Annotated in this window: 13 protein-coding genes; all 13 read right to left on the bottom strand. The window is 36.2% G+C overall.

Annotated elements, in window-relative coordinates; all coding sequences use genetic code 11:
- Window positions 1–74: 74 nt before the first annotated feature.
- The 13 genes from QU661_RS03865 to QU661_RS03805 all read right to left on the bottom strand — a co-directional run bounded on the left by QU661_RS03865 (window position 75) and on the right by QU661_RS03805 (window position 13009).
- Entirely contained in the window at window positions 75–503 is a 429-nt protein-coding gene (locus QU661_RS03865; RefSeq protein WP_304990404.1) for an Rrf2 family transcriptional regulator, read from the bottom strand.
- Window positions 504–536: 33 nt separating this feature from the next.
- On the bottom strand, window positions 537–1340 hold the full coding sequence (locus QU661_RS03860) for an ABC transporter ATP-binding protein (protein WP_304990403.1): 804 nt from the start codon (window positions 1338–1340) through the stop codon (window positions 537–539).
- Window positions 1341–1395: 55 nt separating this feature from the next.
- Window positions 1396–2943, bottom strand: a complete 1548-nt coding sequence (locus QU661_RS03855; protein ID WP_304990401.1) for an ABC transporter permease/substrate-binding protein — start codon at window positions 2941–2943, stop codon at window positions 1396–1398.
- Between the two features lie 6 nt (window positions 2944–2949).
- Complete coding sequence (locus QU661_RS03850) at window positions 2950–3558, bottom strand: 4Fe-4S binding protein (RefSeq protein ID WP_304990400.1); 609 nt, start codon at window positions 3556–3558, stop codon at window positions 2950–2952.
- A 236-nt stretch (window positions 3559–3794) separates the two neighbouring features.
- Window positions 3795–4610, bottom strand: a complete 816-nt coding sequence (locus QU661_RS03845; protein WP_304990399.1) for a hypothetical protein — start codon at window positions 4608–4610, stop codon at window positions 3795–3797.
- Between the two features lie 31 nt (window positions 4611–4641).
- Window positions 4642–5685, bottom strand: a complete 1044-nt coding sequence (locus QU661_RS03840) for a hypothetical protein (protein ID WP_304990398.1) — start codon at window positions 5683–5685, stop codon at window positions 4642–4644.
- Between the two features lie 77 nt (window positions 5686–5762).
- Window positions 5763–6584, bottom strand: coding sequence for an EFR1 family ferrodoxin (locus tag QU661_RS03835; protein ID WP_304990397.1), 822 nt, complete (start codon window positions 6582–6584; stop codon window positions 5763–5765).
- Between the two features lie 71 nt (window positions 6585–6655).
- On the bottom strand, window positions 6656–7261 hold the full coding sequence (locus QU661_RS03830) for a class I SAM-dependent methyltransferase (RefSeq protein ID WP_304990396.1): 606 nt from the start codon (window positions 7259–7261) through the stop codon (window positions 6656–6658).
- Between the two features lie 82 nt (window positions 7262–7343).
- Window positions 7344–9047 carry an amino acid ABC transporter ATP-binding/permease protein gene (locus QU661_RS03825; RefSeq protein WP_304990395.1) on the bottom strand — a complete coding sequence of 568 codons (1704 nt, stop codon included), beginning with the start codon at window positions 9045–9047 and terminating at the stop codon, window positions 7344–7346.
- Complete coding sequence (locus QU661_RS03820; RefSeq protein WP_330692488.1) at window positions 9044–10780, bottom strand: ABC transporter ATP-binding protein/permease; 1737 nt, start codon at window positions 10778–10780, stop codon at window positions 9044–9046. Before QU661_RS03820 ends, QU661_RS03825 begins: the two co-directional genes overlap by 4 nt.
- 1 nt (window position 10781) lies before the next feature.
- A complete protein-coding gene (locus QU661_RS03815; protein WP_304990393.1) occupies window positions 10782–11132 on the bottom strand; it encodes a nitrous oxide-stimulated promoter family protein in 351 nt (116 codons plus the stop codon).
- 231 nt (window positions 11133–11363) lie between these two features.
- Entirely contained in the window at window positions 11364–12161 is a 798-nt protein-coding gene (locus QU661_RS03810; RefSeq protein WP_304990392.1) for a YdcF family protein, read from the bottom strand.
- 215 nt (window positions 12162–12376) lie between these two features.
- Complete coding sequence (locus QU661_RS03805; RefSeq protein ID WP_304990391.1) at window positions 12377–13009, bottom strand: DUF421 domain-containing protein; 633 nt, start codon at window positions 13007–13009, stop codon at window positions 12377–12379.
- Window positions 13010–13098: the final 89 nt, after the last annotated feature.

Below are 13098 nucleotides of genomic sequence, written 5' to 3'. Positions count from 1 at the left end.
TATTAGTATAGAATATTACATATAACAATTTAATAAAAATTAATCTAAACTACGATTTTAGCTTATTCATTCACTTAAATATCATCCTTAATATCCTCAATAATTGATTTTATTGAAATACTTTTCATTTCATTTTCCATTGCAACTTTTACCCTTTCAAGCTTGTCATCTAAAGCTATATGGATTTTACTTCCTACAGGGCATTTTAAATTTGGATTTTCGTGAAAGTGAAATAATCCATTATCGCTTAAAGGGTCAACAGCTAAATAAATATCATAAAATGTGATATCCGCCAGCTCCTTTTGTATAGATACGTCCCTCTTTCCTCTTTCAGTATTGATTATTCCTGCTTTATTCAGAGATGACATAACACCTCTAATAATCACCGGATTTGAGCCTATACTTTCAGCTAGAAGCTTGCTATTTACTGGAATCTTACCATGGAAATAATCAATGCATGCTAAAATATGAATCGCTATTGTAAATTTACTCGTAATTTGCATACCTATCTTTATATAACTCCTTCTTTTTTCCTATTAATCTAGTAATCCACAAGATGCCCCACTGAACTCGCAATCGTCAAGTCTATCATCAGGAAGATTGCATGACCTTCTTTGTTTTTCCACCATTTTCATTACAAAATCACTAGCTGGATTATTCAAAATGTCTTTTGGTGTTTCATATTGTTCAATTTCTCCATGATTCATGACTAGAACCTTTGTTCCTAGCTTCAAAGCTTCTTCAATATCATGAGTCACAAAGAATATTGTTATGTCGGTTTTTTTATGAATTAATTTTAATTCTTCTTGAAGCTGTGCTCGTGTAATTGCATCCACTGCACCAAAGGGTTCATCCATTAGAAGGATATCTGGAGATGCAGCCAATGCTCTGGCTATTCCCACCCGTTGCTGTTGACCACCTGATAATTCATCTGGAAAACGATACCTTAAGGAGTGATCTAAACCTACAATATCCATCCATTTATTTACAGCTTGCTCAGTCTTCTCAACATTTTTTTTATTTAATAAACGTGGTACATATGATATATTTTGCGAAACATTCATATGTGGGAACAAGATACTGCCTTGTATTGCATAACCAATACTTCTGCGCAATTCAATCATATCCTTATATCTTATGTTCTCCCCGTTTACGAAGATTTCACCTTCACTCGGCTCATAGAGTCCGTTAATCATCTTAAGAATCGTGGTTTTACCACAACCCGACGAACCAATAATGGTTACAAATTCTCCCTTTTCTATTGCAAGATTAAAATTTGGTATAACAATGTTGTCTCCATATCGTTTACTTACATCTTTAAATTCAATTACTGTACTCATAAACTTCCCTCATGTATCTATTTAAACCGTTTTTACTTAAATTATCGAAATTCTTTTATGATGTTTTATTTTTTAAAAGTCCCTTTTTTATGAGAAATGCTTTGGCAACCTCTTTTGGTTCCTTTTTCTCACTCTCGACTTCGTAATTCATCCGTTGCATGTCGGATTCGGTTATAATCCCACTGAGTTTATTTAAAGATTTGCTTAATTCTGGATGTTTTTTTAATACCTCCTGGCGTACAACAATTCCGCATTGGTATGATGGATATATCTTTTTATCATCCTCTAGTACTACAATATCAGAATTTGCAAGTTGTCCATCTGTGGTATTTACCGGCATGATATCAATTTTACCACTATTTATTGCCTTATATTTTAGTCCCATATCCATATCACTAGTATTTTTAAAAGTTAACCCATATTCATTACAAAGCTTGTTATAACCGTCTTCTCTATCGTAAAAATCATATTCTGCTCCAAAAACTAACTTCCCATTCAATTTTTTCAAATCAGAGTATGTTTTTAGATTATATTTATCGGCAATTTCCTTTCGAACTCCAATGCCAAACGTATCATTGAATCCTAGTAGTACATTCCATGTTAGTCCTAATTTTGACTGATACATTTTCTGAAGCTCTTGGAATCGAGTTTCCGTATATATCCCCTTTTTCTTTAGTACCATATTCCAGCCAGTACCTGTATATTCGGGATACATATCAAATTCACCACTTTCCATACCTGGTTCTATATTCGATGTACCTCCTCCAACGCCCTGAGTGATATCAACATCCAAATCTGTATCTTTCTCAATCATAAGTTTTAAGATTTCCCCAAGGATATATTGTTCTGTCATAGGCTTCGTTGCTAAACGTATTTTATTATTATGTTTAGGAATTATAATTCCTGCTATTAGGGAAATCGCGATAACACCTATCGTAATTATTACTTTAATATTTAAATTGCTCTTTTTTTTAGATTTCCTCAAAACTTTCTTTTCTAGGATACCAAGAAGAAAATCGATAATAAGCGCTAAGCCAGCAATTAATAAACTACCAGATATAGTCATAGCAGCATTATTGGTCGTTATTCCTCTATAAATAGCAACACCAAGACCTCCTGCGCCAATAAAGGAAGCAATTCCCGCAAGTGCGATAGTCATTGTTGCCATATTTCTAATTCCTGAGATAATCACAGGCATCGCTAGAGGAATTTGAACATTGAAAAGAGTTTGAGCTCGGGTACTGCCCATTCCTTTTGCTGCTTCTAATATTGATTCATTAACGTTTATCATACCAGTGTAAGTATTCCTAACCATTGGAAGTAATGCATACACCGACAGAACGATTACAGCTGTTACATTACCAATTCCTGAAAATGGAATAAGGAATCCAAGCATCGATATTGATGGAATTGTATATAAAAAGTTAATTATATTTAAAGCAGGTTTTGCAGCTTTTCTGTACTCACTTATTAATATTCCTGCCATTCCACCAATTATGATAGCAATCAAAATAGCTGACATTGAAATTTCAATATGCTCCAATAACAGTTTTAAGAAAAATTCTTTTTTTGTAGTTAACAGCTCTACTATTTCTTTTAACATTTTATATTACCCTCTTCTTTCGATTGCGGACACAGGACAGTTTTCGAAACATAGTCCACAGTGCAGACAGTGATCCTGATTTATCACGTACGGTTCTCCTTTTGTAATGCACTTCTGTGGACATCCGTGTAAACATTTTCCACAACCGATACACGTTGATGTTATAAAGAAACCTTTTCCTTTAACTGTATCCTCCCCAATTGAAAAGCTGTATCGATTAATTGGATTCTTACCAAGATCAAAAAATTCTATCAATCCATTATCTATGTAAAATGCATCGAGGATATATCTGCTATTTTCTGGGTATACGCTATTCATAGCTGGATTTTCATCGAAAATTCGGTCTATCCAGTACTTATTATCTTCAACCTTTTTTGCCTCGCCTTCAAGACGAATCATCTGAAAATTCTTATTAAGCCCAGTGATGGCTACGTCACCTTTAGTTATTAGCTGCTTATGAAAATCCTTACCGCGTCCCGTACAGAAATAGAGTTTTTCGTCTTCAACAATCATTACATCGATTATCCTAACCTGTGGTTTACCCTTTTCATCAACAGTTGCAAACGCTACATCCTTAATCTCTCTTAAAATGTCTAAACAATCTTGTGCTTTCATTTCCTATCCCACCTTTTAACATTTAAGTTAATTATGTTAACTCCACGTGTTCTAACACTAGCATAGATGTAATATATATTATTACATCTATGCTGTCAAGTTTTACTTATTATCTAATAGCATAATTAAAAGGATGATTATAATCGTACTAATAGTTAATACGAAAAATAAAATCACCCTTATCAAAATAAATATATTTTTTTAGTTCTGCAGCACTAATAGGTTAAAGTAATGACCTACTTCTTCCCGAACAATTTTGATAGAAGTCCCTTCTTCTTCTCAGTCTTTGGAGTACTCTCCTCCGGCACCTCATGATCTGTCTTCTTGTATTCGACATTCTCAGATATTTCATAATCGCTCATACCAGTCGCTTCTCTAACCTGTGCTAAAGCTACCTCACGATATATAAGAGCTCCTCGAGGATCGCAGAATCGAATATCCGAATAGCAAGTCGATCTATTTAAGTCAAATGGCTGAACTTCCATTACCTCGGTTGCCTCAATAAGGCCGCTATCTGTATTTGCCGCATCTTGTAAAGCGAACTGGAATACCCCGAGGTTGTCCGTTCCAAATGATTCTGTAAGAATGCTGCGTACAGCTTCATCGCTTTCTATATCTCTTAGTAGCTCCTTAACGTGATCAGGACCTATAAATATTCCTGCAGAATAATTCTCCTCTATCAAGTCGTTACTAGGAGCAGGAAGCCACGAAGGGAGTACTTCTGACCAAGGCGTACGGTATTTATCCATCTCAGGATGTCCTTCTATTACAAACGAAAAGGCCGCACCGCGTACATACTGATAGTCACGGAAGAATCCACCCATAATAGGTAGTCCGTATAGAAGTCCCTTTTCCGATGGCTCTCCTTCATCAATCGATGCGAAGTGTTTCATGTGATCAACATACTTTTCGTAAAAGAATTCCTCTCCTTGTGCTTCCATTAAAGCATTTAGAACACTCTCATCTCCATTTCTAAGAGCTTTGAGCGGAGCAAAGTACCACTCCTCCATCTGCGATCTGCTCATTGGATGATAGCTAATATCAAAACCCATATATATACTCCTTAATTATATTACTTATAAATTAAAACTGTACAGATATCTCCATACAAATAGGTGGCTTCACTATGTGTTGGTTCTGCGGATAGTCCGTATAATTAACCATAGGATACTGATCCAAATATGTCCTTAGCGCCTTTCTTGCCACCTGCATATTTTCGATAACACCTGTCTCATCACCCCATTTGAAGTAACGCCTGAGAAGAATTCCATAGTAGCGTTTTCCATCAAGATTTTCTTCCCCTTCTATTGTTAGATAGCTTGAAGAGTCATATTCACTCGCTGGAAACTTCGTTGCCAAATTATATATCATATCTATGTACAGTGTGTCTGTCAGCTGACCTCTCTTGCCCTGCTTAGTACTGGTTGCAAGGTAGAAAGGCATATCTGGGTAAGCATTCAGTTTTACCTCTACTTCTCCTTCGTGCGAAACTTCATCTGATGGAACTTTTCTAAACGTGTAGTTTCCACTGCCATACTTAGAATCGAGATAAGAGATTATTTTAGTTCTGCTCGTTTTATCCATCAGTAGAGGTTTCTTGTGAGATACATCGGCAGTAACAGATTCCTGTGGCTCTTTAAAATAAGCCATAACATATGCATCCTTAACGACAGGTCTATAGTTTTCATTCATGTATTCGCACATTGCCTGTAGCTTAGAACACAGAGCTTCAACATCCTGATTATTTTTTACGGTACAGTTATACTTAATTATTGAATCTGAAAATTCTATATTTTTTATCTCTTTTCGGCTGAAAAACTTAGGCAGGACAATTTTACCTAATATTTCCGTTCTATTATCATCATCCGTATATGCCGGGACAGGAATTACACCTCCATGACCAATTTTCTGCTTAATGGTGTACTTTATTTCTGGATAATCAGTAGGTGAAATCTCCCATGTCTTCTTGTCAAGCTGTTTGACCTTAACCTTACCTTCACCGTAACGCTCTTCTACTTTCTCCGTTACACTCTTAGTGGTTAATGGTTTACCATCAGGCAGTATACATCCAGAGCACAATATCATAATTAATGCTATTACCAGCCCTAATAAGTATATTTTTTTCATATACCTTCCCTCATACATCATATTTTTAATAAAAATGCAATTATTAAACCAATTTATTATAAAGCCGTTACATGAATTCAAAAAAACAATGATTCATGACGTCTTCTATTTATCACCCGTAATCCTAATTTAACTATAGCATTTTTAGGATAAGCTATTCGTGCATCTATCGGACATATTTTAACGCATGCCATACAAACTATACATTCATCTTTATCAGTTGTTATATCTGCTTTTATACAGCTTTTAGGACATGCTTTTATACATTTATAACAACGGATGCATTTTTCGTTATCTGTATATGGAATAGTAAATATTCTTTTTCCTGTATGTATAGGTTTATTATCCGCAACAAAGTTTATAACTTTATCGGACATACTAACTTTATTGCTAAAAAAATATCTCTCAATATTTGCTAATCTATCTCTTATCGTCTCACCGAACTGGGTTGCCTTCTGTAAATCATCTTCATTTGGTCTACCTTTAGCAACTGGAATAAATTTACTGGAATATGAATGTTCACCAACAAACTCACCATACCCAAGTAATTTTCCATCACCTTTTCTTATTATTGATATCAATTCTTTAGTAGCAAACATGGTTGATGCATTGCCATACAGTGTAACAGCAATTACGTTTTTCCTCTGAAAATTTAAGTGTTTAATACAGTTCCTGAATTCTTTATACAGAAAACCTCCATATATTGGAGCTCCTAAAATTATTAAATCTATATTATCAAAGCTCAGATTTTGAGTTTTTTCTCTATTGTCACGTTCAGTCAGATTAATTGAATAAATTATTTCTCCGCCAATTCCCTTAACAATATTGTCAATAACTTTTTTCGTTGTTCCTGTTGGTGAAAAATATACAGTAGCAATTTTAATTATATTCATTGGCATATTACTATCTCCTTAAATTAGCTAAAGTATTACACAATTTTCCACCTATAAACTACTCTTAATAACTCAGTTTAAATCAACTTTTGCATAGTAGCAACAGCGCATGGAATCTTGCCATCTGCTAGTTCTACTTTTACATCGATATACCCTGCAGACTTAAAGAACTCTAGGTAGCTAACAACATTGAAGTATTGCTTAAAATCAGCACCCACCTTTCCTACTGAATCGGTTAATTTGTTCTTCTTATCTTGCTTATCACGATTCATGTACGTAGGAATTATCAGCATTCCACTAGGTCTGCATACGCGGTTTAACTCGGCTAGAGCCTTTAGAGGTTCATCAAGAAGATGAATGACATTACCGGCAATAACTTTATCAAAGCTATTATCTGGGTAGTCGAGTGCAAAGATATCTGCTAATTCAAAAGTGATGTTATCATATGATGAGCAATTCTTCTCAGCACGTTTAATCATCTTTGATGAAAAATCAGTTACAACAAGCGTATCACACCTTTCGGCTATCACCGTACTTAGCATACCAGTCCCTGCCGCACACTCTAGCACCTTATCCTGTGACTCTATGTATTTGCCCACTATACTCTTTAGTTCATTATGTGTCTTTCTATTAATAACCTTGACGAATATGTCATAGACCCCTGCTACATTATCCCAAAACATAATTACAGTTCCTCCTCAATCAATTCCCAAGAGCGCGTAATATAGTTCGCAGATGAGATTTTATACATACAGTAATATTTAATTATGATAATCTACCGTTATCCATTTCATACACCCTGTCAGAAAGAGAAAGTGTCGACTTCCTGTGAGAAACGAGTACTATCGTCTTACCTGACTTTTCTTTTTCTAGCGACTTAAGGATAATTCCCTCATTCAAAATATCGAGATTACTTGTCGGCTCATCAAGTAGCAATAAATCAGCGTCATGAAGAAATGCTCTTGCAATTCCAATCCTCTGCTTCTCTCCATCTGAAAGTGTGTCGCCAAGTTCCCCTACATTCGTTTCATACCCGTGAGGTAGTCTCATTATAAACTCATGTATACTTGCTTTCTTAGCTGCTTCTTCGATTGCAAGTAGGTCAGCATCTTCTCTTGCAACCCTAATATTATTTGCTATAGTGTCACGAAAAAGTATAGTGTCCTGAGTTACATACGAAGACATATTACGTAAATCGACTGTATTAATATCCTTTATATCCTTTTCTGATATGCGCATTGCACCCTGTTCAACATCCCAGAACCTCATTAAGAGCTTAAGAAGTGTAGATTTCCCAGAGCCACTAGCACCGTGTATACCTAGCACCTTGCCTTTATCAATATCCACAGAAACATTCTTGAGGATAACTTCATCTGCATATGAAAATGTAATATTGTCAGCCTTAGCGCCTGTAAATATAGTCTCTTCCTTTCCACTTACTTCCTCGACTTCCGGTGCTTCTTCGAGAAGTGAAAGTACCCTTTCTCCGCAGGCAAGCGTCTGATTCAAGCTATTAGAAAGCGAAGATAGCGCTACAACAGGTCCGAAGGAACTCATCATGGCAAGAGTCGCGATTAGCATCTCAGAGAACGTAGCGGCGCTCTCGACATAGAGGTATATCATTGTAAATAACATTCCCCAGGAGAACAGCTGAATCACTATATTGGTAACTGCCCTCTGAGAACCCTCGTATAAACTGAGGTTCTTCTGATTATCGGCAAGTGAGCGGGAGTTATCGTTCAATTTACGAATCTGTTCATCTCCGTGATTGTACTGAAGAATTTCATCAACACCGTACATACTGTCTAGTACGAAGTTATTGAGTTCGCCTACGCAATTACGGAACTTCATGCCAACAGCAGCGCTCCTTTTGCCATTCCATACAGGAATCACAACCCCAACTACAGTATATCCTGCAAATGCGATGACTCCAGCTATGAGACTTTGAGACCCTATAAACACAATCATAATCAATGACGTCAGAAATGCGATTACGATTGGAGATATCGTATGGGCAAAGAAAACCTCAAGTAGCTCAATATCTCCCGTGATAATCGAGATAAGGTCTCCTTTATTCTTGCCCTCAAGCTTAGCAGGACAGAGCTTTCTTAAGCATTCGAATACCTTGTGACGGATGATAGCAAGAATTCTAAATGCTATGTAATGATTACAATACTGTTCTCCATAGTGCAGCACCCCTCTTGCTATAGCAAGTATGACTAGAATTGTAAAAATCTGACTCCACGTCATTAATTCGTCAATTGAAATTCCTCCGAATAGAACATCACCACCGATGATTGACAGTCCTTTTATTACGCCAATTCCACCTATTATTGTAAGAAATATCGCACATAGGAAGCCGACAACACCTAAGATAATGCCTGTTAGCATAACTCCTGTTAGAGGCTTTACAAGCACGATAAGACTGCGCATTATTGCAATATCTGATCTGCGCTTATCCTTTTTCATATCGACGCAACCTCTCTTCCTTTAGAGTAATTCTCAAGCTCTGATTGTTCAGAGTACAAGTTTTCATATGTGCCTTTTAGCTTCATAAGTTCTTCGTGAGTTCCCTTTTCAACTATTACTCCACCACGAAGCGTATATACAACATCGCTATTTACAACATTAGCAAGTCTGTGAGATATAAGAATAACCGTCCTCTCCTTCGCAATCTGTGTAATAGCTGCCATTATTACCTCTTCGCTCTCGGCATCTATATTGGAAGTTGCTTCATCAAATATATATACCGGTGTGTCATGAAGTAATGCTCTCGCTAGGGCAAGTCTCTGCTTCTGACCTCCAGAGAAGTTCGTAGCATTAGATTTAACCTTTGTATCTAGTCCATTTTGAGCTTCAAGAAATGACCTTAGATTAACCTTGTCTAATACCTCTAGCATCTCCGATTCTGTTGCATTAGGATTTCCCATCATAAGATTATCACGTACGGTACCTTTGAAAATCCAGCTGTTATGACCAATCATAGTAAAGTTATTCATAATCGACTTACTGGTTATTTCCTGATGCTCGATGCCATTAACCTTTATACAACCCCTGTAGTTGTGATTTTTGCCGAGTAAGATTCCTGCAATAGTGGATTTACCAGATCCAGAGACTCCAACTATGGATACGAGTGAACCAGAATCTATATTCATGCTAATATCGTGCAAAATCTCCCTGCTATCGTCATATGAAAACGTAACATCCTCGAGACTTATATCTATATATTCACCTGAAATTTCCTTATCTCCACGTTTCTGTTCTGGCAAATCAAGAAATGCGAAGATTCTATCACTAGCCTTCATTCCGTTCATCCCAATATGGAAAAAGTTGCCAAGTAAACGCATTGGCAAGAAGAACTCTGCAGCTAGGAATGTACACATTAGCACCCCTGACACATTAATGTTACGATTAGAAAATTCAATAAGAGAACTTATGATTCCCGCTGCTGCACCACCATATGCGATGATATCCATAATCGATGTGCTATTGAGCTGCATCATCAACACCTTCATAGTAATCTTGCGAAACTGTTCTGATTCACTGTCAATCTGATCAACCGCCCTTTGGTCAGCCCTGTAAATCTTCAGCGTTGTCATGCCCTGTAGTTTCTCGAGGAAGCTATCACCAAGTCCATAATATATATCAAAGTAATTACCAAGAATCTTTTTTGCTACCATCATTACGAGCATAATTACAATCGGAATAAGCGGAACAGCCACAAGTAGTACGATTGCTGTTTTTAAGCTAATCCTCGAAACGACAAAGAACAACGTTAACGGAGCAATAAGTGCATAGAAAAACTGGCTTAGATACCTACCGAAATAAATCTCTAACTGCTCGACGCCTTCACCTGACATCTGTACGATTTCAGAAGTCCTTATCTGCTCGCGGTATGATGGACCTAGCCATAGCACCTTTTTATATATCTGATCTCTAAGTGCACGCTTAACATCGACACTTGCCAAATAGCACGCGCGAGAATACAGCCGGTCGCAAATAAACCTAATCATTAGTCCAACCGCTACAATTCCGACAGTCGTAAGTATTTCATAATTCGTAACACTCTTTTGCCACGCAGCATCGATTAACTCTGTAACTTGCCACACTATCGCAATTTGAGCAAGCAGTGAAAGCCACTGCCAAATGATTTGATAGATTATATACTTTCCAGAACCCTTTAAGAGTCTTATCAGTCTCATCTTAATCACATTTAGTTCTCCTCTTCTCAATGACACCAGTAAGCGCATGTTTTAGACAAAGCACTGGATGATATATGATGATTCTAGGACCACTATAGCGCATGACCTTCTGAATCCTTTTCTTCATCTCAGGCGAGTAGCATTGTATCCTGCAGTTACTGCAAAACGTCTTGTTTTCCATAAATCGACATTTTGCACTACGGAACCTCGCATATTCTAATAATTGCTGACAGTCTTCGCATAGCACTTTACCATTTTGGTTAGTATGATTCTTATGGCAATAAAGTTTAATCATCTGTGATACGAGCATAATCTCCTTCTGTCGCTTCCTCTGGGATTTCTTAGATTCCAAATTTCATCACACCCTCTCATCATATAATGGGCTCGTTAAATAAGCAAAATTAAATATTTCTTTTATTATATTATCACCATTAGATTTCTCTAACAAATATTATATTCCTGCAACTTCTACTAAGTTACCAAATATAATTATTACATATAAATTTTTGATTCCATAAAAAAACACCTGCCATGCAGGTGTTTAACAGACTCAACAATACAAAGTTTATTTTAGCATATAGTGCTATATCACAAAGAGAAATATAAATAGTAGGGTATATAATACTACGAAAGCCCATTTGATCTTTACACAGGCTGCGATAAATTCTCTGATAAAAGCAGACGGAATATAATAACCTGCTGTTCTACATCCGAGACCATCTCCATCCATTTTAATCTTTCTAGCATATGCACTAGTACGATATACGTGGTAATTATTAGTTACAAATAAGAACTTGGGATTATCTACTAGCTTTTTCCCTAGTGCCTTTGAAAATAGTAGGTTTTCATAAGTCGTGGTCGACTTATCCTCAAGAATTACTCTATCTATCGGAACAGAAGTTCTACTCTCGATATAATTTGCCATTGCTTGAGCTTCAGATATTTTTTCATCTGGCCCTTGCCCACCACTAACAATAATCTTAATATATGGATTACTGGAATTGAGATAAGCTTCAACAGCTTTTTCAATTCTCTGTCTTAGCAAAGGTGTTACGTATTCACCATCACGGAGTCCGGCACCATGAACGATGATAAAATCATATATCTTTTTGTTTGGCACAGTTAGATAGATAAATGAGTATAACATGAATGCTATAAAGGCTGTGCAAAATATCAAATATGAATATACTGCTATTACAAAAATGACATTAGAAAGAGTATTTACATTAAACACTTTCGTCTCTGATGTGAGATAATAAAAAGTCACTACATAAAACGCAAGAACCGAAACTCCGAGAGATAACGATACAAGGTTAGTCTTTGAAGCTCCTTCTTTTTTTAGTAAAATACATCCATTAAAAATCAGAAAAATAGCACCCATAATTATCAGGCCTTGCACACAAAAAAACATGATTAGTACAAGAGAATGACGAGCAGAATTATACCCCAGATCTTAGAATAATCTAGCGATAGACAAATAGCCAAATATAATGCATAACATTAGTAGGGCCGGGTTTAAAAAGCTTCTCCGATCTCTCCAAAATGAATATATAAATGAAGCAATTAGTAATATCGTTATTAAGTACATTTAAACCTCTAATTGTAAGTTGTTAAATGAAGCTTTCGGTCTTCATATTCACCTAGAAATACTTCTCTGTGTGATTTTATACCACGTTTATTTAATTCCTCAGTCAGCCACGCTTCATCCTTACCGATAACCCTCAATATGTCAGTCTGAATCTGACCATCGGTTATAAGTGGATACTTTGGATTCGCTTCACCTTCATTTACGATAATTAAATCGCCATCTTGCTCAATAACTGCTCTTTTTACCTTATTAGTAGAATAAATTTTTTTAGTCCTCAGTTTAAATGAAATTTCATGAGCACTAAGTCCAACTCTCTTACAGTTATTAATGTTTACTTTACCATCCTCTATAACAATAAGAGCCTTACCATCGAGGATTTGCTTGGCCTTGACGTTATGCTGTTTAATCCATCTCAGAATTAAGACCATAGCACACCAGATGAACAGGATGCCGACAAACTGAGGAATCTTAACACTATCATTGTACATAGCACCTCCGATAATTCCACCGAGCACGTAGTTCTGCACCTGATCACTAGCAGATGATGGCGCAAGGTTTCCCTTCCCCGTGACGTTAATTATTATGATCATCACAATGAACCCTATAAACAGTTTCAGACTTATCAATATAAATATATGCATAAACACTTCCTTTCATATTTTCAAAATCATTGTTTCTATTCTTGTTATTATATAAGGACCTATCTATTCTTTCTATTATCAATTTAAAG

The organism is Mogibacterium neglectum (assembly GCF_030644205.1).
GTDB lineage: Bacteria > Bacillota > Clostridia > Peptostreptococcales > Anaerovoracaceae > Mogibacterium > Mogibacterium neglectum.
This window is presented reverse-complemented; position numbering and strand designations above follow the sequence as displayed.

Coding starts and splice junctions, on each gene's coding strand:
- QU661_RS03865 (WP_304990404.1), bottom strand. CDS start 503: ATGCAAATTACGAGTAAATTTACAATAGCGATTCATATTTTAGCATGC.
- QU661_RS03860 (WP_304990403.1), bottom strand. CDS start 1,340: ATGAGTACAGTAATTGAATTTAAAGATGTAAGTAAACGATATGGAGAC.
- QU661_RS03855 (WP_304990401.1), bottom strand. CDS start 2,943: ATGTTAAAAGAAATAGTAGAGCTGTTAACTACAAAAAAAGAATTTTTC.
- QU661_RS03850 (WP_304990400.1), bottom strand. CDS start 3,558: ATGAAAGCACAAGATTGTTTAGACATTTTAAGAGAGATTAAGGATGTA.
- QU661_RS03845 (WP_304990399.1), bottom strand. CDS start 4,610: ATGGGTTTTGATATTAGCTATCATCCAATGAGCAGATCGCAGATGGAG.
- QU661_RS03840 (WP_304990398.1), bottom strand. CDS start 5,685: ATGAAAAAAATATACTTATTAGGGCTGGTAATAGCATTAATTATGATA.
- QU661_RS03835 (WP_304990397.1), bottom strand. CDS start 6,584: ATGCCAATGAATATAATTAAAATTGCTACTGTATATTTTTCACCAACA.
- QU661_RS03830 (WP_304990396.1), bottom strand. CDS start 7,261: ATGTTTTGGGATAATGTAGCAGGGGTCTATGACATATTCGTCAAGGTT.
- QU661_RS03825 (WP_304990395.1), bottom strand. CDS start 9,047: ATGAAAAAGGATAAGCGCAGATCAGATATTGCAATAATGCGCAGTCTT.
- QU661_RS03820 (WP_330692488.1), bottom strand. CDS start 10,780: ATGAGACTGATAAGACTCTTAAAGGGTTCTGGAAAGTATATAATCTAT.
- QU661_RS03810 (WP_304990392.1), bottom strand. CDS start 12,161: ATGGGTGCTATTTTTCTGATTTTTAATGGATGTATTTTACTAAAAAAA.
- QU661_RS03805 (WP_304990391.1), bottom strand. CDS start 13,009: ATGCATATATTTATATTGATAAGTCTGAAACTGTTTATAGGGTTCATT.